The sequence below is a fragment of the Bacillus sp. FSL K6-0255 genome, from assembly GCF_045040725.1.
Taxonomy (GTDB): domain Bacteria; phylum Bacillota; class Bacilli; order Bacillales; family Bacillaceae; genus Bacillus; species Bacillus subtilis.
In genome coordinates, this window is the sequence record NZ_CP150278.1 from 1,307,417 (window position 1) to 1,328,336 (window position 20,920).

A 20,920-nucleotide genomic window follows, 5' to 3' on the forward strand; every position below is an offset into this window, starting at 1 on the left:
CATGGCATACGAAGAAAAAACAGACTGGCTTCCGGACGACCCAATCAACGAAGATGACGTCAACCGCTGGGAAAAAGGAATAAAAGACGCCCACACCGACCTGGCTGCCCACAAAAACGACATGAACAACCCCCACAACACAACAAAGGCGCAAATCGGGCTGGGGAATGTGGATAATGTGCAGCAGGCTTCAAAGACGGAATTTAATGAACATAATCATGATTCAACCCGGCATATTACATCAGTAGAACGTGATGAATGGAATGCGAAGGAAACACCTGCCGGAGCCCAGTATAAGGCAGATCAAGCTGAAGCAAACGCCAAAGCATATACAGACAATTTTGCTGCACGAAGAGATAATCCTAACCAAGTAACAAAAGCACAGGTTGGACTTGGGAATGTCGAAAATGTGAAACAAGCCTCACTAGCAGATTTTGATGCTCATTTAAGCAATTCTAAAGTTCATGTATCTGAAGGGGAAAGAAACAAATGGAATGCTGCCCAACTAATTAAACTTACTGGAGACGACGGTAAAAGAATACAACTCCAAGACGGTACAGATATTCTTACATTATCTTCTGGATTTTATTGTGCAGTTGGTCAGTCAGTTGTAAACAACCCGGTGGAAGGCGATGCAGCTTGGTATAACTACGATATTGTAGAAGGCGGTTCAGGAAGGAAAACAATAGTAGCTTACCAAAGTTGGGGAAGTATGATGTGGATTGGAATGGTTCACACTGATGGAGAATTTAGAGGATGGAAACAAATTGCAACAACAGATTTTATAGATAGAGTTCAAACAGAATTAGATCTTCATGAAAATGATAAAACTAATCCTCATTCAGTTACTAAACAACAAGTGGGTCTCGGAAATGTTGAGAATGTTAAGCAGGAGACACCTGATGGTGCGCAAAAAAAAGCTGATACTGCTTTAAACCAATCAAAAGATTATACTAACAGCACGGCCTTTATTACTAGACCATTAAATTCAATAACCGATGCAAATGATTTAAATCTTCCGCCTGGCACTTATCGTTTAGACACTAATTACATGAATGCAAATCCAGTTTTGCAAAATCAATTTCCATTAAATGATAACAGAACAGGTTTATTAATTATCTACCCCTCTGCAAATAAATGGGCTACACGTCAAGATTGGTTTAGCATCTCTACGAAAACACTTTATACAAGGGTAGCAGTTAATGGTACTGATTATTCAGGGTGGTATATATTAGAGAATTCGGAAGGTTCACAAAATAAAGCGGATAAAGCTTTAGCTGATGCTAAAAACTATGTTGAAACAAATTATACAAATCAAAAGTTAACTGTTCTAACAGGATCAAATGCAATCCAAGATGCGAGAATAAGCGGAAATGATTACAAATACGGAATCACTTTTATGGACATAGGGGCCAATAACACTACAGGATACCCGCTCACTTATGGATTTGTAAAAAATGAAAAGCATAGTAATTATCGCTTTACTCAGTATTTCTATGGAAATGCAGACACAACTAGTGGAAGTTATGATCATGTAGGGACTTGGATCCGCCATTGGTGGGCAGATTCAGGCTGGACTGCGTGGCAAAAGATATCAGGGTTTGCTCACGCTAATATTGGGACTACTGGGCGTCAAGCCCTTATTAAAGGAGAAAATAACAAAATTAAATATAACCGTATTATAAAAGATAGCCATAAATTGTTTGATACAAAAAACAATAGGTTTGTAGCCAGTCATGCAGGAATGCATTTAGTCAGTGCTAGTTTATATATAGAAAATACTGAGCGATACTCCAATTTTGAATTATATGTTTATGTAAACGGCACAAAGTATAAATTAATGAATCAATTTAGAATGCCTACCCCTTCCAATAACAGTGATAATGAGTTTAATGCAACTGTTACTGGATCTGTTACAGTTCCGCTTGATGCAGGAGATTATGTTGAAATTTATGTTTATGTTGGTTATTCCGGGGATGTAACACGATATGTTACAGATTCGAATGGAGCTCTCAATTATTTTGATGTTCTGGAGCTTGGCGGAAGAAATTACCCGAGAGTTTAGGAGGTACCTTTATGATCTTATATGATGCCATTATGTACAAGTATCCAAACGCAGTATCGAGAAAGGATTTTGAATTGCGTAATGACGGGAACGGTTCATACATTGAGAAATGGAATCTCCGGGCGCCGTTGCCGACTCAGGCAGAACTCGAAACCTGGTGGGAAGAGCTGCAAAAAAATCCGCCGTACGAGCCGCCTGATCAGGTGGAGCTTCTCGCTCAAGAATTGTCACAGGAAAAGCTGGCACGCAAGCAGCTTGAAGAGCTGAACAAAACATTAGGGAACGAGTTGTCAGATATAAAGCTATCATTACTTTCCTTGAAAGGAGATTATGCTGAATGAATTATTGGGTGCTTGCCCTCTATTATGAGTGGGCGACAACGGATATGGTGAAACAGGCTTTAGCATATGAAGACTGTTCAATTCAGGATCTGGCAGAGGGTGTGAACAAAAAGCTGATCACAGCTGACCAGTATAAAGAAATTACCGGTAAAGCCATGTAAGGCTTTTTTATTTTGCCTGTTTTTAGATCAAAGGAGGATGAAGATGGTGAAGTATCAATATGAATTTCCTCTCGATAAGGCTGGAAAAGCCGGCGCTGTAAAGCCCTATCGAGGAGGAAAAAATGATTTTGTGACACCTGTTTCGAATATGTCAGGCGTAGCGGAGATTTTAACAAATGCTGCTTTAAAGGCGACTGAGGCATACAGTCAGCTCGGGCAGGACAGGCTTGGCGCAGTTCTGATTTCGAAAGTGAAGGGCTGGGCGTATGCAGATCGTGAAGGTACGCTCTTTATAGAAGAAAGCGACAACAACAATGTTTGGACAACGACAGCAGCAGTTAATGTCGCAGCAGGCGTCCTGACAGCGACGGACTGGGTATATCTTTCTAAACGCTATTACCGTTTCCGCTATGTGAACGGGAATCTTCAGCAATCTGAGTTTGTATTATACCAATCAGTCGGTGCGGGTGAGATGGATGTGCGTGTCAATGAAAAAACGCCTTTACAGATTGACTTTGCGGAGAATCAAACACACGATGGACGGCTGAAAGTCGAGGCTCGCAAAACATTTGACTTTGTCTTTCATGAAAATGCAGAGTCCGCCAGCGAGGGGGCTGCTTTACCTGTTGACGGTGCCGCGCATTTACTCGTTGAAGTCTACGGCACAGCAGAAATGAGCGAAGTCAAATTTTGGGGCAAATCGGTGTCAGGACAGAAACTGCCGATCAGAGGCGTGAAAACTGATGATGCTACCACTGCCTCCAGTACATTAGGAAAAGCTGAGGCATGGGCCTTTGATATTAAAGGGTTTAAGGAGATCATCATGGAGATTATCAGTATCACCGGCGGTACTCTTTCGGTAAAAGGGACCGCGGTTTCATAATAGTCTCGGCCCTCGGAAGGGAGGTGATCTGCATGTGAAGGAGGAGTGAGAGATGCAGCAAGAGGCAGACGTGAATGTGTTTCAGCAGGATTTAGCAGACATGAAAGGCGAGCACAAAGCACTTGAGCAGAGGGTTTCCGCATTAGAACGCGTGTCTGACCGGCAAGACCAGCAAATCATGACGCTGAACGAAAAATTAAACAAAATTGAAGAAAACACCACGTGGATTAAACGCACCATCACAGGTGCCATCATTACAGCAGTGTCTACAGGCATCATTGGCGGAGCCATCGCCATTATGTACAGCCTGCTGCAGCATTAAAGGGGGATTTTTATGAACACGTTTGACAAGGGCACGGTCATCAGGACGGTGCTTCTTTTAATTGCTTTAATCAACCAGACCATGCTGATGCTCGGCAAATCACCATTGGACATTCAGGAGGAGCAGGTCAATCAGCTCGCTGACGCTCTTTATTCAGCCGGTTCCATCGCATTTACAATTGGAACGACACTTGCCGCTTGGTTTAAAAACAACTATGTAACAGAAAAAGGGAAAAAACAGCGCGACTTGTTAAGGGACAATAATCTGACGAAATAAGGAGAGATGAAAATGGTTAACATTATTCAAGACTTTATTCCGGTTGGCGCAAATAACCGTCCAGGCTACGCAATGACGCCGCTTTACATTACGGTGCACAACACAGCGAATACCGCAGTAGGAGCAGATGCTGCAGCGCATGCCCGCTATTTGAAAAATCCTGATACGACGACAAGCTGGCATTTTACAGTTGATGATACAGAAATTTATCAGCATCTGCCTTTAAATGAAAACGGCTGGCATGCGGGAGACGGAAATGGCAGCGGCAACCGGGCTTCTATTGGAATTGAAATTTGCGAAAATGCCGATGGCGATTTTGCAAAAGCAACAGCAAATGCCCAGTGGCTCATCAAAACATTAATGGCTGAACATAATATCAGTCTCGCCAATGTCGTCCCTCATAAGTATTGGTCAGGGAAGGAATGTCCGCGAAAATTGTTAGATACGTGGGATTCGTTCAAAGCAGGAATTGGGGGAGGCGGCAGCCAAACTTACGTCGTGAAACAGGGCGACACACTTACATCTATAGCGAGAGCATTTGGTGTTACGGTTGCTCAGCTGCAAGAGTGGAACAATATCGAAGACCCGAATCTTATTCGCGTTGGTCAAGTATTAATTGTAAGTGCTCCATCGGCTGCTGAAAAACCCGAGCTCTATCCGCTCCCTGATGGTATCATTCAATTGACAACACCTTATACATCAGGAGAACACGTCTTTCAGGTGCAACGAGCACTTGCGGCTCTGTATTTTTACCCTGATAAAGGCGCTGTTAACAACGGAATTGACGGCGTTTACGGACCGAAAACAGCTGACGCAGTTGCCCGTTTTCAGTCTGTTAACGGTCTAACTGCTGACGGTATCTACGGGCCTGCGACGAAAGAGAAGATCGCAGCGCAATTAAGCTGATCAAAGACCATAAAAATCCCGGAGCCGCTCCGGGATTTATTTTTTCTTCTTCAACTTTTTTATAATTCCAGCACTGCGCTCCCTCACCCGAAGCGAGTACCCGGAAAGCCCAAACCTTCCGTAATCAACAAACTTCACACGCCTCACCAATTTTTTCACTGTATCACCTGACATTATCCTCTGTTTGTATTTATTATATGTCACCCTTTAAGAAAAGGAATAAGGACAAGAGCTGTTTTCCCTTGTCCTTTTAGTGTGATCATGCTTTTTTTCGTTTATACTCGTCAATCAGCCGTTCGTTTTCTTTGAAGATTCTTGCTGTATGCGGACTGACTTGATAGCTTGCGACACTGGTGGTTGAACGTTTTTTCAGGATTTTAAACGGCTTCGCCGCTCTGGGCTCGCATCTGTTTTGAAACGCACGTTCCATTATCCTTCACCTTCCTCCTCAATTGGCAGCACCAAATCATATATGCTCGTTAATGACGTAAATAGCAAATAATCAAATTCCGTGACAATGCTGTCAGACGTCAGCTTGATGACATAGTTCTGTGTCTCGATGGTAAAAGGGATGAGAACCACTTTTCCGTATTGGTCGTAATAAACATCCTTTCGATCGAGCCGTGTTTGTACATCTGCCGGATCATCCATATGCTCGGTTAACCGGTCTTTATCAGCCTGTGTCGAATAGTGGCAAAGAGAAGCCGTTAAGTTCATTTTATCAGCATAGGTTTTCAGCAGCTTATCAATACCTTCAGCATAAGCATCTATACTTCCATAATAAACATGGATCGGTTCGTTTTTCAATAGGTATTGGTATGTTTTCAGCCGATTGAGATACATGTGGAGCATTTCGTTGTTTTCTTCAAGAATTTCTCTTGTGTCTGTTTCAAGCTCGCTGCCGGCCAGTTTTTTGACATATGCACTTAAGAAGATAAAAGCATCAATCAAAGCAAAACTGACTGCGACAATGAGATACCGTTCCCAGTGGGTAAATAGGGAAGTGGGCTCATATGTCCAGTATACCATAGCGCCCAGAACAAACAGCAAATACCAAGTTTTCCGAATGGCGGACATTTTTTCTTTGACCTTCGCTTCGAAACGCCACGTGGCATACACGTATAACCCCAGTCCGGCCACGATGCACCAGACCATGATCTGAAAGAATAAAACCATATTCGAATCCCTCACATCTGAAATAGGTTCTGCTTATTGTATTCGAGAGATCCGGATGGTTTTCCTGTTCCATCAAAAAAACCGCTCCTTTGACAGAAGCGGTGTGACATTAAAATATCATATTTAAAATAAAGTAGGCGATGGCACCAAGTGTCGCTGAAATCGGAAGCGTGATGACCCATGTAATGAGCATTCGCTTGGCCGTACCCCAGTTTACGCCTTTTACGCGGTGGGACGCACCGACGCCAAGAATTGATGAAGAAATGACGTGGGTTGTACTGACCGGCAAATGAATAAACGTGGCGCCGAAAATAATGGCTGCTCCGGTTAAGTCAGCGGAAACACCGTTTACCGGACGGATTTTCATGATCTTTCCGCCAACGGTTTTGATGATTTTCCAGCCGCCGATTGATGTTCCGAGACCCATGGCTGTCGCGCAGGCGAATTGCACCCAGGTAGGAATATCATTAGCAGAAGTATGTAAATTCGCTGTGATGAGAGCCATTGTGATAATTCCCATTGCTTTTTGCGCATCGTTTGTTCCGTGTGTATACGATTGCAGGGCAGCTGTTACAATCTGCACTCTGCGGAATTGCTTATTCGTTTTCGCCAAGTTGCTGTCTTTGAAAATCAGCTTAACGATGCTATAAAGAATAAAACCAAGGACAAAGGCAATAATTGGTGATAGAATCAGTGCTTCAATGATTTTAATGAAGCCCTTATAGTTTAACGCTGCAAATCCGGCTGCCGCAATGGCTGCACCGGCAATAGCGCCGATGATGGCATGGGATGAGCTGCTTGGGATACCGTAGTACCATGTGATAAGGTTCCAGGCAATTGCAGCGAGTAGCGCAGCCAAAATGACAACAGAGCCATTTTCCAGCGTATAAGGATCTACGATGTCTTTCGTAATGGTTTTGGCAACACCTGTAAACGTCATTGCTCCGACAAAGTTCATCACAGCAGCCAATATAATGGCATGGCGCGGTTTTAACGCTTTTGTTGATACCGAAGTCGCAATTGCGTTTGCCGTATCATGAAACCCGTTGATGAAATCAAACGCCAGAGCACAAATGACTATTAGTATCGTTAATATTAATAGAATATCCATTTTTACCCCTCGTTACGCGTTTTTCATAATGATGGTTTCAAGATTATTGGCAACACTTTGACAAGAGTCGGCGATTTCTTCAAGCGTTTCGTATATTTCACGATATTGAATGACTTTGATTGGATCTGTTTCATTTCCGAAAAGATTCTTTAATGATTTTCTGTGCAAGTTGTCACAACTGTGCTCATACTCTTTAATTTTGATTGCGTGAGGCTGAATATCCTTTAAGCGATTTTCTGCCAGCAGCTCGATCGTAATCAAAATCTCTTTCGCACATTCTCTGATATATCCGCTGAATTTATCAATATGCTCGTCTGATGAAGTAATTGAGAAAATCTCCATCATGGCAGAGAAATGTTCGATTCCGTCAAGCACATCATCCAAGCTGTTTGTCAGCTGAAGGATATCTTCGCGCTCAATAGGAGTGATGAACGCTTTGTTAAGCTCTTTAATCATGACATGAACATGATTGTCACCTTTTGTTTCATATTCCTTTAACGTATCTGCAAATTCTTTAAGAGTCGTTTGGTTAGTGACCTTAAAATTCACAAAATATTCTGCAGTTTCGTCTATGTTCTTTGCAATTTCTGTTAAAAGGAGTGAGAACTTATCTTTTTTTCTTCTTATCATTAAAAACCCTCCATAGTTTGAATGAACAATGCACACATCAAATTATTATATAGCCTTTTGTCGAAAAAAAACAGGTAAAGTCGAAAAAAACGTATCTTGACTTTTTTGATAAATCGTGTCTCCTTATTTTGACCTACTTCGCTTTAAAAAAACGACCCAAGTTTGCAAAAACTTTCTGCTTAACGTAAAAAGTATATCAAAAGTTGTGTTTTTCCTGTCAACTTTTATCTTCTGTTTCACCAAAAAACGGTTCCCTAAACAAGGGAACCGTTTTATCAGCTTGCTTTTCGTTTTTTCATCCCGTAATAAACAGGCAGTCCGGCAAGGCCGATGAGGATGGATAATCCGCAGCTCATTGTATCTGTAATGAGTGTGCTGCCTAACACAAAGAAGGAGCCCGCGATTGCCAGAATTGGCATAAATGGATAAAGCGGAACACTGTAGGCGCGCTTTTCTCCCTTTGCTCGCTTGCGGAGAATAAACACTGCAAAAAAGGCCATCACATAAAAAATGTAGATCATGAAAATGGAGATTTCTGAGAGCTTATCAGGGTTGCTGATCAGCATCATAATCAAAGCCAAAGCAATTTGAAAAGAAATCGCAATCCATGGTGTGCGGAACGACGGGTGTACATGTGACAGTTTTTCAGCAAATGGAAGCTGTTTGCGTTCCGCCATTGCAAATGAAACACGCGGGAAAGAAAGCACCTTTCCATTTAAGCACCCAAAGATGCTGACGATAATCCCTACACTGATCAGCTTTCCGCCAATTGAACCGAACAGCATGGTTGCAGCGGTGCTTGTCGCATTTTCACCAAGCGTGACAATTTCGTTCGCTGACAGGATGTGAAGCAATGCAAAATTAATGAAAATATAGATCGCCGTTACAATTAATAATCCGCCCGTCATAGCGCGTGGCAGCAGCTTTTCGGGATTTTTCATTTCTCCGCCGAGAGCGGCAAGGAGAATCCATCCGTCATAAGCAAACAACGTAGCTAAAATAGCCGCCCCGAAGTTCATATCAGAAATGCTTTCGTTTACTGCTGTGAAGATGTGCTGATCGCCTTTCCAAAGGCCAAAGACGATGATGCAGGCAATCGGAATCAGTTTTCCGATCGTTGTCAGCGTTTGGACAAAACCGCCGTATTTTGTACCGATAATATTAATGACGCATAAAAAGAGAACTGCTATAATTCCAATGACTTTTGATAGTCCAGATCCCCAGCCGAAAAGATTCGCCATTAAAGATCCAAAATATAAACCCAGCGCGCCAATAATCGCCGGGCCGTAAATGATAATCTGCACCCAGCCGCACAAAAATCCCCAAAACTCGCCGTACACTTCTTCAAGGTACGTATAAAGCCCGCCGGTTTTTGGAATCTGCGTTCCGATTTCCGCGATTGTCAAACCGCCCGCCAGTGTTAAAATACCGCCTAACAGCCAGGCGAAAAGCGCCATTTTTGAATCACCTGAATAAGCAAGCACAGCGCCGGGCTTCATAAAAACACCAGAACCGATAATGGTTCCGATGACAAGAGTAAGGGCAAACAAGAGGCCTATCTCTTTTTTCAAACCGTTGTCTTCAGTATGCATGTCCTTAACCTCCTATGATGTTGAAGCTTCATGTTGAAGAATCTATTTTTTCATATTGTAAACCCTATTTTAGAAAAGTGAAATAAAATAAATTTTCTGATTTTCGAAATTTGCTTTGTGTACAGCAGATAAAACTGTAGAAATACCTGTTTTAATGGTCTATAAACGAATAAAATTCATAATTTTTATTTACAAAGTTCGTGTTTTATGTATTAGGATTTTAGCCGGTACAGAGGGGAGATGAGAATTCAGAAAATGAACGAACCTTCGGTGAAGCTGATATGTTGACTTTCTCATGCGAATAAAATACTTTGTTATTAGAACAATAAATATACAATTATGATATGATATCTCGAAATCGAGATAAAATAACCTGGAGGGACAGCATATGAAAGTTAACGGCATTCACCACGTATCGGCATTAACGGCCGACGCACAAAAAAACTTGGATTTCTATAAGAAAGTATTAGGATTAAAGCTCGTCAAAAAATCCGTCAATCAGGATGAACCGACAATGTACCATCTGTTCTACGGAGATGAAGTGGCAAACCCGGGAACTGAGCTGACGTTTTTCGAGATTCCCCGCATTGCACCGTTTCATGCGGGAACAAACAGTATTTCTTCTATTGGATTGCGCGTTCCAGGCACAGAAGCCCTGCATTACTGGAAAGAACGTTTTGAAGAGCAGCAAGTAACGCACAGCGGCATCTCCAAAAGAGCCGGACGTGACATATTGGCATTTCAAGATCATGAGGGGCAGCGACTTGTGCTGACTGCTGATGAGGAAGGAAAAGGATATGGCCTGCCTGTTAAACAGAGCGGCATTCCGGAAGAATTTTCGTTTCGCGGGTTAGGGCCGGTTGAACTGACTGTGCCATATGCTGAACCAACTTTACACGTATTGACGAATATTCTTGGATTTACAGAAATCAGCCGTGAACCAGTCGAAGGGCAAGGAACCGCCGTTATTCTGGAATCAGGAGAAGGCGGTGCTGCAACGGAAATCCATTTAATAGAAAGAAACGATCTTCCGCGAGAGCGTCAAGGCAAAGGGAGTGTTCACCACGTCGCATTTCGGGTAAGAGATGAAGAAGAACTTGCCGGGTGGCACCGGATCATCAGCCGCGAAGGCTTTAGCAATTCAGGCATAGTTGAGCGCTACTATTTCAAGGCGCTGTATTTCAGAGAACCGAACGGCATTTTGTTCGAGTTATCAACAGACGGACCGGGCTTTATGGTAGATGAAAATCTTGATGAGCTTGGCCAAACGATTGCTCTTCCGCCATATCTAGAGCATCGAAGAGCAGAAATTGAAGCAAAATTGAAACCGATCCAATAAATTGTGATTCTTTTGCCTTCCGGCGCCGCCGGAGGGCTTTTTTTATTACCATAATTAATTTTGACCTAAACAGCATGCCTTATTAGGGAGGAAATATCAGATGCTGATTGGGAGAAATGGCTTAAAACCCTTTGCAAATATGGGTGATTGGTATGGAATGGCCTCGGCAAAAATATTGTCTTTGTTTATTAATAGTTTATTCATATTTGCTTGTTACACTATTTCAAAGTTAGACAAAAAGGAGTGAAAAATAAGTGGAAAAGAAAAAACGCGAGCTGGATATCGTCCTCCTCCTCATTTTGCTCGCATCTGCATTCTTAAATATCTATAACATTTGGAAGGACGACACGGTGAATCCTTATTACACCGCGGCAGTTACAAGTATGATGCAAAGCTTTCATAATTTCTTTTATGCTTCGTTCGATGCTGCCGGCTTTATAACAGTAGATAAACCGCCTGTTACATACCAAATCCAAACGATCAGCGCACTGATATTCGGTATGCACGGCTGGAGCGTCATCCTGCCTCAGGCACTTGCTGGTGTAGGTTCTGTCCTTCTTATGTACTTGCTGATAAAGCCGACATTTGGAAAAACGGCGGCGCGTATTGCCTCATTTGTTATGGCATGTACGCCGATAGCTGTAGCTGTAGCACGTACAAACAATGTTGATGCATTACTGGTATTTTTCTTATTGCTTGCTACATGGCTTCTCTTTAAAGCGATCAGAAAAGGAAAGCTGATCTGGCTGTTAGCAGCATTTTTCGTTGTTGGAGTAGGTTTTAATACAAAAATGCTGCAGGCTTACATGATTTTACCGGCTTTCTTATTGTTCTATCTGATTGCGGCAAACGCCACAATCAAGAAAAAAATCGTTTCATTGGTAAGTGCGTTAGCCGTATTAGCAGCCGTTTCGTTATCGTGGCCGCTCATTGTTGACAATATCCCTGCAAGCAAGCGGCCTTATATCGGAAGCAGCCAAACCAACTCTGTTTTGGAATTGGCTTTCGGCTATAACGGAATCCAGCGGCTGACAGGCCAAAATTCAGGCGGCGGCCAGGGTGCGCCAAACAAAGACGCTTCAAAAGAAATGTCTTCTTCTGATAACACTCAAGCACCGCCTAATCAGTCATCAAGCAACAGCTCATCAAGCGATGGTAAATCCTCAAATGGCAATATGGCGGCGCCTCCATCCAATGGCCAAATGCCAAGCGGCGGTCAAGGAGGCCCTCCAAGCGGCGGAGATGGCGGCCAAGGCGGACCCGGCGGAGACGGAGGGAAAGGCGGTACAGGAACCGGTTCGAAAATGCAATCAGGTTCAGGGATGTTTGGAACGGGAACACCTGGTCCACTGCGGCTTTTCCAACAAGAGTTATCTGATCAAATCAGCTGGCTTCTGCCATTTGCGATATTTGGAATCGCAGGCTTACTGATCGCTGGCGCAAGAGAAAGAAGAAGATTATCTGTAGAGCAGAAGGAAACGGTGTTCTGGGTTGCGTGGCTTGTACCGATTGCCGGATTCTTCAGTGTCGCAGAATTTTTCCATCATTATTATCTCATCATGCTGGCACCGCCGATTGCGGCTCTTGTCGGTGCGGGGTGGGTCGCTCTTGTTCATCTGTACCGCAATCAGACAGGCTGGAAAGCATGGCTTTTGCCGGGAGCAATTATTGCGACAACTGGATTTGAATTGTTTATTCTCAGAAACTACAACGATCAAATCGGTGTTGGATGGAGTATCGGGGTAGGTGTTATCGGCGTGTTGTCAGCGATTGCTTTGCTGCTGTTTAAACAGCGCCAAAAACCGTTCAGTTATTATGTTTCACTTGCAGCTCTCCTCGCATTTCTGGTGATGCCGATGTATTGGGCAAGTACACCGCTTCTGTACGGAGGCAACAGCTCACTGCCTGAAACAGGCCCTCAACTCGCATCAATGAGCGGAAAAGGCATGGGAATGTCTGATGCGACTGTAAATGAAAAACTGATCAAATATCTAGAGGAGAATAACTCCGGAGCTGAATACCTATTCGCCACAACCGATTCGAACACAGCGGCACCATATATCATTAAAACGAAAAAAGCTGTCATGGCTATTGGTGGATACAGCGGTTCTGACCCGGCAATCACACTGACTCAATTCAAAAAACTTGTAAAAGAAGGAAAAGTGAAATACTTCTTGGCTTCTGGAATGGGAAGAGGCGGAAACAATGACATTGTTGAATGGGTTGAGAAAAATGGAAAAGAAGTAGCATCAGAAAAATGGCAATCAAGTTCTGATCAAAAAACAGAAAATACTGATTCAGCTGATACATCAAGCAGCAAGGCTTCAGGTGAAAACGGCAAAATGGGCGGACCTGGCGGAATGAATCAGTCAGCAACATTATACGAACTACATGCTGATGAATAGGAGGCAAAAACATGAGCAGACATATTCAATATTCAATTGTTGTACCTGTGTATAATGAAGAGCTTGTCATTCATGAAACCTATCAGCGCTTAAAAGAGGTCATGGATCAAACGAAGGAAAACTACGAGCTGCTTTTTGTCAACGATGGCAGCAAAGACCGCAGTATTGAGATTTTAAGAGAGCACAGCCTGATCGATCCGAGAGTGAAAATTATTGATTTTTCAAGGAATTTTGGACATCAGATCGCCATTACGGCAGGTATGGATTATGCACAGGGGAATGCAATCGTCGTCATTGACGCCGATTTGCAGGACCCTCCTGAACTGATTTTAGAAATGATTGAAAAGTGGAAGGAAGGCTATGAAGTCGTGTACGCCGTACGGACTAAACGAAAAGGGGAAACCTTTTTCAAAAAACAAACCGCGGCTATGTTTTACCGGCTTCTCAGCGGTATGACAGATATTGATATCCCGATTGATACGGGGGATTTTCGCCTCATGGACAGAAAAGTCTGTGATGAAATGAAGAGATTAAAAGAAAAAAATCCATTTGTAAGAGGGCTAGTCAGCTGGGTGGGTTTCAAACAGACAGCGGTCGAGTATGTACGTGATGAAAGGCTCGCCGGAGAAACAAAGTACCCGCTCAAGAAAATGCTGAAGCTGTCAATGGACGGCATCACGACATTTTCACATAAACCGCTGAAGCTGGCAAGCTATGCGGGGATTTTAATGTCAGGTACTGGATTTCTGTATATGTTTATCGTGCTGTATCTGAAGCTATTCACAGACAGCACGATTACCGGCTGGTCATCACTTATTGTGATCCAGCTCCTGTTCAGCGGCATTGTCCTTCTGATTTTGGGCGTGATTGGCGAATATATCGGCAGAATCTACGATGAAGCCAAAGACAGGCCGCTTTACATCGTCCAAAAATCGTATGGAATTGAAAATAAAAGACTCTATAGAGACCAGCATATGTCATAACCTCAAACCCCCTGTCCGTAATGGACAGGGGGTTTTTATGCTCTGAGCACGATCTAAAGCAAAAGATGCTGATAGATATATGGAAATTGGGTAAAGAAGAGATTGTGAGCTTGTACTGCGGTTCAGTCATGCTGAAATAAAAACAGCAAAACTTAAAGATTTCGTCCTCGGCTTTGCTGCATGTCAGCTGTTATATTGGGGGGCTTTTAAGAAACGCATGATTAGAGCCGTACCAGTTATGTTTAATAGAATACTCGTACCCAATACAATTCCCCACGTCAACGTCGATTCAGAGAGAAGAAAGCTCAGCAAAAGAAAAGCCAATCCTGCGCAGATCATACCCAGTCCCACGGTTTTCATGTTCATGCCTCCTAGCAAACGATGTTTCTAGCATCTGATGTGAATGATGTCAATCTGTATGATATACGGATATCTCGTCAGAAAGTTTCATAGAACAATTAGGTCTTTTATCTAATAAAAAGCCTCAGACCGCTTTTACGGCCTGAGGCATTATGTCTTACGAAGTTTTCTCTTCTTTTTGATCCAGTTTAATTTTTTTCGTCATTTCTTTGCCGTTTCGGAGAATTTTCACTTCAACGGTATCACCGATCTTTGCGTCTTTATATAAGATATTGCGCAATTCACTGCCTGTATCAATTTCTTTACCTTTTAGGCCGATGATAATATCCTCCGCTTTTAATCCGGCCTTTTCAGCAGGAGAGCCTGAAGCGACCTCACGGATGTAAACGCCTTTATTCAGCTGGCTGCCGAACAGGCCGAGTGTGCCTTCTTGGTAATTTTGCGGCACTTGCTCTAGATCAAGCATGCTGACACCGATATATGGACGTTCAATTTGTCCTTTAGACAGCAATTCTTCAGCAATCGGTTTTACGTCATTGCTTGGAATGGCGAATCCGATACCCTCAACATCATCCTCACTGATTTTCATACTGTTAATGCCGACAATTTTGCCGTCTGTATTTAACAAAGGACCGCCGCTGTTACCTGGATTAATTGCTGCGTCTGTCTGAATGACGTTAATGCTCGTTTCGCCGGCTGATGTAGACATTGAAACCGTTCTGTCCACGCCGCTTACAATTCCTTGTGTTACTGTGCGGGACAGGTCTTTTCCAAGCGGATCCCCAATCGCAATAACGGTCTCGCCTGTTCTAAGATCAGATGAATCACCGAAGTTTGCCACTTTTGTGACGTGGTCATCACTGATTTGGAGGACGGCTAAATCAGTTAACGAGTCACTGCCTACCAGCTTTGCAGTAACCTCAGTGCCGTCATATAAAGATACCTTCAGTGATGATGCCCCTTCTACGACGTGGTTATTTGTAATGATATAAGCCTTGCCATTCTCTTTTTTGAAAATGACACCTGACCCTGAACCGCTTTCTGTATCTTCGCTGGAATCAGAAGAACTAGAGCCGAACAAAGAGCTGTTTGATTGTGCCTGAAGATTTGTAATACCGACAATCGCTGGTGAAAGGTCTTCTACCATATCTGAGATTTTAGAAGAGTCCTCGCTCTTGAATGCAGATGAGCTGCTTGAGCTTTTTTTAGATTCAGAGGAGGTGCTTGTTGCTGTAACAGATTGCGTTTGCTGCTGGCTGGATGATTGTTTTGCAGTGTCCTGAGAATCATGGTCACCAAGCGGTGTAAACGTGTAAATGCCAAGAGCAAGACTGCCGCCGATCACTCCGCCAAGCAACGGTCTGAACCATCCGAATCCTCGTTTTTTCTTCTCCTGATCATGAATGACATTGCGGGCCGAGTAGGAGGCGCTCTGATCGTTCTCTTTCGTTAAAAAGACCTCATTCTCATTACCTTTCGTTCTGTTTTCATCACGATAGTTATCCATCATGTTCACTCCGTTTCTCTATTTTCACATGTCTATTTATATTGATAGGTTTATGACTTGAGTTTATCATAAACAAAAACTGTGGGATAAAAATGAAAAGATTATGGGAAATTGTGAAAAAGTGCGGAAAACGGTACACTTCATATTGTATATGAAAGGACTGAGTCGATGGAACAGATTGGATTGATTGGATATGGCAGCATGGCGGATATGATCGCTAGACAGCTGTTGAAACATGAACAAATAAAAGAGAATGAGCTATTTATTGAGACGAGAACGAAGGGGGAGCGGCTGCGGGCACTCATGTCAGATTATCCAAACGTATCGGCTGATCCGTTGGAGAATTGGGCAAATACGTGCCAATTGATTTTGATATGCGTCCCGCCACTCCATGTCATCGAAACAATGCGCCGTCTGCACCCGTATGTGAACAGAAATACTCACATCGTATCCATAGCTGCCGGTGTGCCGCTGCGTCTTTTGGAGGCAGAAACAGAGGCGGGTATCTCACGTGTTATTCCTGCCATTACGTCCGAAGCAGAAGCTGGCATCTCACTTGTCGTTCACAGTGAAGCACTGGCTGCAGAGAAAAAAGAACGTCTGAATGAATTGTTATCGGTTTTCAGCCGTGTACGAGAAATCAAAGAATCGAATTTAGATGCGGCCAGCAATTTAACGAGCTCGGCACCGGGATTCATAGCCGCAATCTTTGAAGAACTGGCACTGTCTGCCGTCAGAAACAGCAGCCTGTCCAAAGAAGAAGCCTTTGATTTTCTGATTCATTCGCTATACGGAACTGGCAAGATGCTGATCGAAAAAAATATGTCTTTCGAGGAGACGCTGGAACGTGTCGCAACCAAAGGCGGAATAACGGGAGAGGGAGCTGAGGTGATACGCGCCTCTGTGCCAGACGTTTTTGATGAGGTGTTTGAAAGAACCCTGAAAAAATATGAACTGCTTACAGAACAGGTTGGTAAACAGACATGAATCCTTGAAAGAGGATTCTTTTTTTATTACTGAATGGTTGAGATTTTCCCCAGTTATATTGCATTTTCCCTCTTTTTTTAATATAATCTGTTAGAATATTCATAATTTAGTAAAAAAGGAGGAGCGTTATGAAATTGTACATGTCAGTAGATATGGAAGGTATTTCGGGTCTTCCGGACGATACCTTTGTGGATTCCGGCAAGCGGAATTATGAACGCGGACGGCTTATCATGACTGAAGAAGCAAACTACTGTATTGCTGAAGCGTTTAACAGCGGGTGTACCGAGGTGCTGGTCAATGACAGTCATTCGAAGATGAATAATCTGATGGTTGAAAAGCTTCACCCTGAAGCAGACTTGATTTCTGGTGACGTCAAACCATTTTCAATGGTGGAGGGACTGGATGATAAGTTTACAGGCGCTTTGTTTCTCGGTTATCATGCGAGAGCCTCGACTCCCGGTGTCATGTCACACAGCATGATTTTCGGCGTCCGTCATTTTTACATAAACGATCGGCCTGTCGGTGAGCTTGGATTAAATGCATACGTTGCCGGTTATTATGATGTCCCGGTATTACTGGTAGCCGGGGATGACCGGGCGGCGAAGGAAGCGGAAGAGCTTATCCCGAACGTGACGACAGCCGCAGTCAAACAAACCATTTCAAGATCCGCAGTGAAGTGCTTGTCCCCTGCGAAAGCCGGACGGCTGTTGACAGAAAAAACTGCGTTTGCCCTGCAAAACAAGGACAAAGTCAAGCCGCTCACACCGCCTGACAGGCCAGTTCTGAGCATTGAATTCGCCAATTATGGCCAAGCAGAATGGGCGAATCTGATGCCGGGAACGGAAATCAAGACGGGAACTACAACCGTTCAATTTCAGGCGAAGGACATGCTTGAAGCCTATCAGGCGATGCTTGTCATGACTGAGCTTGCGATGCGGACATCATTCTGCTAAAGGGGTGTTTTAGGCTTTGGCGCGATACATGATAAAGCGTTTTTGGGCAATGGCAGCTACGATTTTGGTGATTACCACCCTGACTTTTGTTCTCATGAAGGTCATTCCCGGATCTCCTTTTAACGAGGAGAGAGGCACAAATGAAGCCGTTCAAAAAAATCTCGAAGCCTACTATCACTTAGACGATCCTCTCATTTTCCAATACATTTTCTACTTAAAATCCATCATTACATTCGATTTCGGACCTTCAATTAAAAAACCGTCGGACAGCGTAAATGATATGCTGGAACGCGGATTTCCCGTTTCCTTTGAGCTTGGGATGACAGCGATTGTCATTGCTGTGATTTCTGGGCTGGTGCTGGGCGTAATCGCTGCACTCCGCCGCAATGGCTTTTTGGACTACGCCGCGATGAGTCTTGCAGTACTCGGCATCTCCATCCCGAATTTTATTCTGGCAACATTGCTCATTCAGCAATTTGCTGTCAATCTCAAACTATTTCCTGCTGCGACATGGACGAGCCCGATTCATATGGTGCTTCCGACCGCAGCGCTTGCTGTAGGGCCAATGGCGATCATTGCCAGGCTGACACGCTCGAGCATGGTCGAAGTTCTGACACAGGATTATATCCGCACAGCAAAAGCAAAAGGGCTTTCTCCATTCAAAATTATCGTAAAACACGCACTCAGAAATGCACTCATGCCCGTCATTACCGTCCTGGGCACACTCGTCGCCAGCATCTTAACAGGAAGCTTTGTCATTGAAAAAATCTTTGCCATTCCGGGAATGGGAAAATATTTTGTTGAAAGCATTAATCAGCGTGACTATCCCGTGATTATGGGAACGACCGTTTTTTACAGCGTCATTCTGATTATCATGCTGTTTTTGGTCGATTTGGCCTACGGTCTCTTAGACCCGCGCATTAAACTGCATAAGAAAGGGTGAAGCGTGTGAATCTCCCTGTACAAACGGATGAACGCCAGCCAGAACAGCACAATCAGGTGCCTGATGAGTGGTTTGTCTCGAATCAGGAAAAAAATCGGGAAGCCGATTCGGTCAAGCGGCCGAGTTTGTCATACACGCAGGATGCCTGGAGGAGGCTGAAAAAAAATAAATTAGCGATGGCCGGACTCTTTATTCTTTTATTTCTTTTTGTCATGGCAGTTATCGGGCCCTTTTTATCGACCCATAGTGTCGTACGCCAATCGCTGACAGAACAAAATCTTCCGCCCTCAGCCGATCATTGGTTCGGCACCGATGAACTCGGCCGGGATGTGTTTACCCGGACATGGTATGGCGCGAGAATCTCGTTGTTTGTCGGCGTGATGGCAGCACTGATTGATTTTTTGATCGGTGTCATTTACGGAGGCGTTGCCGGCTATAAAGGCGGCAGGATTGACAGCATTATGATGCGGATTATCGAAGTGCTGTACGGACTGCCGTACCTGCTTGTTGTCATTTTGCTGATGGTGCTCATGGGGCCGGGACTGGGCACGATTATTGTGGCGCTGACTGTGACCGGGTGGGTCGGCATGGCGAGAATTGTAAGAGGCCAGGTGCTTCAGATTAAAAATTATGAATATGTACTCGCCTCGAAAACCTTTGGCGCGAAAACCTTTCGCATCATCCGGAAGAATTTGCTGCCGAATACTATGGGAGCGATCATCGTACAAATGACATTAACCGTACCTGCCGCCATATTCGCAGAATCATTTTTAAGCTTTCTCGGCCTCGGCATACAGGCTCCGTTTGCAAGTTGGGGCGTGATGGCGAATGACGGCCTGCCCACGATTTTATCTGGGCATTGGTGGCGCCTGTTTTTTCCGGCCTTTTTCATATCTCTGACGATGTACGCGTTTAATGTGCTGGGGGACGGATTGCAGGATGCGCTTGACCCTAAGCTGAGGAGGTAGCTGTATGGAAAAAGTTCTGTCAGTCCAAAATCTGCACGTGTCTTTTACGACTTACGGCGGGACGGTTCAGGCGGTCAGAGGGGTGAGCTTTGATTTGTATAAAGGAGAAACCTTTGCGATCGTCGGCGAATCCGGCTGCGGCAAAAGCGTTACCTCCCAAAGCATCATGGGCCTGCTTCCGCCTTATTCGGCGAAGGTGACAGACGGCAGCATTCTATTTAAAAACAAAGACCTTTGCCGTCTCTCTGATAAAGAAATGAGAGGTATAAGGGGAGCCGACATTTCTATGATTTTTCAAGACCCGATGACGGCGTTAAACCCTACGCTGACTGTCGGCGACCAGCTGGGGGAAGCGCTATTGCGCCACAAAAAAATGAGCAAAAAAGCGGCACGGAAAGAGGTGCTTTCCATGCTGTCATTGGTTGGTATTCCAGATCCCGAAGAGCGCCTAAAGCAATATCCCCACCAATTCAGCGGCGGCATGAGACAGCGGATTGTCATTGCGATGGCGCTGATTTGCGAGCCTGACATCTTAATTGCGGATGAACCGACCACCGCCCTGGATGTAACCATTCAGGCACAGATTTTAGAGCTGTTTAAAGAGATTCAGAGAAAAACGAATGTGTCTGTCATCCTGATTACACATGATTTAGGGGTCGTTGCCCAGGTAGCTGACAGAGTCGCAGTCATGTATGCCGGGAAAATCGCGGAAATCGGCACGAGAAAAGATATTTTTTATCAGCCGCAGCACCCTTATACAAAAGGACTGCTGGCTTCTGTCCCGCGGCTGGATTTAGATGGCGCTGAGCTGATCCCAATCGACGGAACGCCGCCGGATTTATTTTCGCCTCCGCCGGGCTGCCCGTTTGCCGCCCGCTGTCCGAACAGGATGGTTGTGTGTGACAGGGTGTACCCGGGCCAGACGATCAGATCTGACTCGCACACCGTCAACTGCTGGCTGCAGGATCAACGAGCAGAGCATGCAGTGCTGTCAGGAGATGCGAAGGATTGA

Annotated in this window: 24 protein-coding genes; 16 read left to right on the top strand and 8 right to left on the bottom strand. The window is 44.2% G+C overall.

The genetic code is table 11. The features are described from left to right. Position 1 precedes the first annotated feature (1 nt). From MHB62_RS06835 to MHB62_RS06865, 7 genes are read left to right on the top strand one after another with little or no spacing between them, the layout of a single operon-like run. The gene (locus MHB62_RS06835) at positions 2–2,065 is read left to right on the top strand and encodes a phage-like element PBSX protein XkdV (protein ID WP_003244681.1); all 2,064 of its coding nucleotides are present in this window, start codon (positions 2–4) and stop codon (positions 2,063–2,065) included. Positions 2,066–2,076: 11 nt separating this feature from the next. Next, positions 2,077–2,406 carry an XkdW family protein gene (locus MHB62_RS06840; RefSeq protein ID WP_003232660.1) on the top strand — a complete coding sequence of 110 codons (330 nt, stop codon included), beginning with the start codon at positions 2,077–2,079 and terminating at the stop codon, positions 2,404–2,406. Continuing rightward, positions 2,403–2,567, top strand: a complete 165-nt coding sequence (locus MHB62_RS06845; RefSeq protein WP_003232658.1) for an XkdX family protein — start codon at positions 2,403–2,405, stop codon at positions 2,565–2,567. Before MHB62_RS06840 ends, MHB62_RS06845 begins: the two co-directional genes overlap by 4 nt. 43 nt (positions 2,568–2,610) lie before the next feature. Then, complete coding sequence (xepA, locus tag MHB62_RS06850; RefSeq protein ID WP_032721388.1) at positions 2,611–3,450, top strand: phage-like element PBSX protein XepA; 840 nt, start codon at positions 2,611–2,613, stop codon at positions 3,448–3,450. 52 nt (positions 3,451–3,502) lie between these two features. Further along, on the top strand, positions 3,503–3,772 hold the full coding sequence (locus MHB62_RS06855; RefSeq protein WP_003232655.1) for a hemolysin XhlA family protein: 270 nt from the start codon (positions 3,503–3,505) through the stop codon (positions 3,770–3,772). Positions 3,773–3,784: 12 nt separating this feature from the next. Further along, positions 3,785–4,048 carry a phage holin gene (locus MHB62_RS06860; protein WP_003232653.1) on the top strand — a complete coding sequence of 88 codons (264 nt, stop codon included), beginning with the start codon at positions 3,785–3,787 and terminating at the stop codon, positions 4,046–4,048. A gap of 12 nt (positions 4,049–4,060) precedes the next feature. After that, a complete protein-coding gene (locus MHB62_RS06865) occupies positions 4,061–4,954 on the top strand; it encodes an N-acetylmuramoyl-L-alanine amidase (RefSeq protein WP_003245230.1) in 894 nt (297 codons plus the stop codon). 36 nt (positions 4,955–4,990) lie between these two features. On the opposite strand, the gene spoIISC is transcribed toward MHB62_RS06865, so the two are convergent. From spoIISC to steT, 6 genes are all read right to left on the bottom strand, one after another. After that, positions 4,991–5,128, bottom strand: coding sequence for a three component toxin-antitoxin-antitoxin system antitoxin SpoIISC (spoIISC, locus tag MHB62_RS06870; protein WP_003232648.1), 138 nt, complete (start codon positions 5,126–5,128; stop codon positions 4,991–4,993). A gap of 85 nt (positions 5,129–5,213) precedes the next feature. Then, positions 5,214–5,384 (bottom strand): three component toxin-antitoxin-antitoxin system antitoxin SpoIISB, encoded by a 171-nt coding sequence (gene spoIISB, locus MHB62_RS06875; RefSeq protein WP_003232646.1) that lies wholly within the window; start codon positions 5,382–5,384, stop codon positions 5,214–5,216. Next, complete coding sequence (spoIISA, locus tag MHB62_RS06880; protein WP_003244695.1) at positions 5,384–6,130, bottom strand: toxin-antitoxin-antitoxin system toxin SpoIISA; 747 nt, start codon at positions 6,128–6,130, stop codon at positions 5,384–5,386. The genes spoIISB and spoIISA overlap by 1 nt, the downstream gene beginning before the upstream one ends. Before the next feature lie 109 nt (positions 6,131–6,239). Further along, positions 6,240–7,241 carry an inorganic phosphate transporter gene (locus MHB62_RS06885; RefSeq protein ID WP_003232642.1) on the bottom strand — a complete coding sequence of 334 codons (1,002 nt, stop codon included), beginning with the start codon at positions 7,239–7,241 and terminating at the stop codon, positions 6,240–6,242. A gap of 12 nt (positions 7,242–7,253) precedes the next feature. Continuing rightward, on the bottom strand, positions 7,254–7,871 hold the full coding sequence (locus MHB62_RS06890; protein ID WP_003218470.1) for a DUF47 domain-containing protein: 618 nt from the start codon (positions 7,869–7,871) through the stop codon (positions 7,254–7,256). A gap of 275 nt (positions 7,872–8,146) precedes the next feature. Continuing rightward, positions 8,147–9,463: a serine/threonine exchanger gene (gene steT / locus MHB62_RS06895; RefSeq protein WP_003244819.1), complete on the bottom strand. Its 1,317-nt coding sequence runs from the start codon at positions 9,461–9,463 to the stop codon at positions 8,147–8,149. A gap of 388 nt (positions 9,464–9,851) precedes the next feature. On the opposite strand from steT, the gene MHB62_RS06900 reads away from it, so the two are divergent. The 4 genes from MHB62_RS06900 (at position 9,852) to MHB62_RS06915 (ending at position 14,190) form a co-directional block, all read left to right on the top strand. After that, the gene (locus MHB62_RS06900; protein WP_003245086.1) at positions 9,852–10,802 is read left to right on the top strand and encodes a ring-cleaving dioxygenase; all 951 of its coding nucleotides are present in this window, start codon (positions 9,852–9,854) and stop codon (positions 10,800–10,802) included. Between the two features lie 100 nt (positions 10,803–10,902). Continuing rightward, positions 10,903–11,049 carry a hypothetical protein gene (locus MHB62_RS06905; protein ID WP_003244977.1) on the top strand — a complete coding sequence of 49 codons (147 nt, stop codon included), beginning with the start codon at positions 10,903–10,905 and terminating at the stop codon, positions 11,047–11,049. A gap of 7 nt (positions 11,050–11,056) precedes the next feature. Then, the gene (locus MHB62_RS06910; RefSeq protein WP_160214995.1) at positions 11,057–13,207 is read left to right on the top strand and encodes a glycosyltransferase family 39 protein; all 2,151 of its coding nucleotides are present in this window, start codon (positions 11,057–11,059) and stop codon (positions 13,205–13,207) included. Between the two features lie 11 nt (positions 13,208–13,218). Beyond that, entirely contained in the window at positions 13,219–14,190 is a 972-nt protein-coding gene (locus MHB62_RS06915) for a glycosyltransferase family 2 protein (protein ID WP_003232632.1), read from the top strand. A gap of 183 nt (positions 14,191–14,373) precedes the next feature. On the opposite strand, the gene MHB62_RS06920 is transcribed toward MHB62_RS06915, so the two are convergent. Beyond that, positions 14,374–14,550, bottom strand: coding sequence for a hypothetical protein (locus tag MHB62_RS06920; protein ID WP_003245413.1), 177 nt, complete (start codon positions 14,548–14,550; stop codon positions 14,374–14,376). Between the two features lie 157 nt (positions 14,551–14,707). Next, positions 14,708–16,057 (bottom strand): serine protease HtrA, encoded by a 1,350-nt coding sequence (gene htrA / locus MHB62_RS06925; RefSeq protein WP_009967069.1) that lies wholly within the window; start codon positions 16,055–16,057, stop codon positions 14,708–14,710. Between the two features lie 168 nt (positions 16,058–16,225). On the opposite strand from htrA, the gene proG reads away from it, so the two are divergent. From proG to dppD, 5 genes are all read left to right on the top strand, one after another. Then, positions 16,226–17,044, top strand: coding sequence for a pyrroline-5-carboxylate reductase ProG (proG, locus tag MHB62_RS06930; protein ID WP_032721395.1), 819 nt, complete (start codon positions 16,226–16,228; stop codon positions 17,042–17,044). 128 nt (positions 17,045–17,172) lie between these two features. Continuing rightward, entirely contained in the window at positions 17,173–17,997 is an 825-nt protein-coding gene (gene dppA, locus MHB62_RS06935) for a D-aminopeptidase DppA (RefSeq protein ID WP_032721396.1), read from the top strand. 16 nt (positions 17,998–18,013) lie between these two features. After that, a complete protein-coding gene (gene dppB, locus MHB62_RS06940; protein ID WP_003245446.1) occupies positions 18,014–18,940 on the top strand; it encodes a dipeptide ABC transporter permease DppB in 927 nt (308 codons plus the stop codon). A 5-nt stretch (positions 18,941–18,945) separates the two neighbouring features. Next, positions 18,946–19,908, top strand: a complete 963-nt coding sequence (dppC, locus tag MHB62_RS06945; RefSeq protein ID WP_032721397.1) for a dipeptide ABC transporter permease DppC — start codon at positions 18,946–18,948, stop codon at positions 19,906–19,908. A gap of 4 nt (positions 19,909–19,912) precedes the next feature. After that, complete coding sequence (gene dppD, locus MHB62_RS06950) at positions 19,913–20,920, top strand: dipeptide ABC transporter ATP-binding subunit DppD (RefSeq protein ID WP_032721399.1); 1,008 nt, start codon at positions 19,913–19,915, stop codon at positions 20,918–20,920.

Coding starts and splice junctions, on each gene's coding strand:
- MHB62_RS06835 (WP_003244681.1), top strand. CDS start 2: ATGGCATACGAAGAAAAAACAGACTGGCTTCCGGACGACCCAATCAAC.
- MHB62_RS06840 (WP_003232660.1), top strand. CDS start 2,077: ATGATCTTATATGATGCCATTATGTACAAGTATCCAAACGCAGTATCG.
- MHB62_RS06845 (WP_003232658.1), top strand. CDS start 2,403: ATGAATTATTGGGTGCTTGCCCTCTATTATGAGTGGGCGACAACGGAT.
- xepA (WP_032721388.1), top strand. CDS start 2,611: ATGGTGAAGTATCAATATGAATTTCCTCTCGATAAGGCTGGAAAAGCC.
- MHB62_RS06855 (WP_003232655.1), top strand. CDS start 3,503: ATGCAGCAAGAGGCAGACGTGAATGTGTTTCAGCAGGATTTAGCAGAC.
- MHB62_RS06860 (WP_003232653.1), top strand. CDS start 3,785: ATGAACACGTTTGACAAGGGCACGGTCATCAGGACGGTGCTTCTTTTA.
- MHB62_RS06865 (WP_003245230.1), top strand. CDS start 4,061: ATGGTTAACATTATTCAAGACTTTATTCCGGTTGGCGCAAATAACCGT.
- spoIISC (WP_003232648.1), bottom strand. CDS start 5,128: ATGTCAGGTGATACAGTGAAAAAATTGGTGAGGCGTGTGAAGTTTGTT.
- spoIISB (WP_003232646.1), bottom strand. CDS start 5,384: ATGGAACGTGCGTTTCAAAACAGATGCGAGCCCAGAGCGGCGAAGCCG.
- spoIISA (WP_003244695.1), bottom strand. CDS start 6,130: ATGGTTTTATTCTTTCAGATCATGGTCTGGTGCATCGTGGCCGGACTG.
- MHB62_RS06885 (WP_003232642.1), bottom strand. CDS start 7,241: ATGGATATTCTATTAATATTAACGATACTAATAGTCATTTGTGCTCTG.
- MHB62_RS06890 (WP_003218470.1), bottom strand. CDS start 7,871: ATGATAAGAAGAAAAAAAGATAAGTTCTCACTCCTTTTAACAGAAATT.
- steT (WP_003244819.1), bottom strand. CDS start 9,463: ATGCATACTGAAGACAACGGTTTGAAAAAAGAGATAGGCCTCTTGTTT.
- MHB62_RS06900 (WP_003245086.1), top strand. CDS start 9,852: ATGAAAGTTAACGGCATTCACCACGTATCGGCATTAACGGCCGACGCA.
- MHB62_RS06905 (WP_003244977.1), top strand. CDS start 10,903: ATGCTGATTGGGAGAAATGGCTTAAAACCCTTTGCAAATATGGGTGAT.
- MHB62_RS06915 (WP_003232632.1), top strand. CDS start 13,219: ATGAGCAGACATATTCAATATTCAATTGTTGTACCTGTGTATAATGAA.
- MHB62_RS06920 (WP_003245413.1), bottom strand. CDS start 14,550: ATGAAAACCGTGGGACTGGGTATGATCTGCGCAGGATTGGCTTTTCTT.
- htrA (WP_009967069.1), bottom strand. CDS start 16,057: ATGGATAACTATCGTGATGAAAACAGAACGAAAGGTAATGAGAATGAG.
- proG (WP_032721395.1), top strand. CDS start 16,226: ATGGAACAGATTGGATTGATTGGATATGGCAGCATGGCGGATATGATC.
- dppA (WP_032721396.1), top strand. CDS start 17,173: ATGAAATTGTACATGTCAGTAGATATGGAAGGTATTTCGGGTCTTCCG.
- dppD (WP_032721399.1), top strand. CDS start 19,913: ATGGAAAAAGTTCTGTCAGTCCAAAATCTGCACGTGTCTTTTACGACT.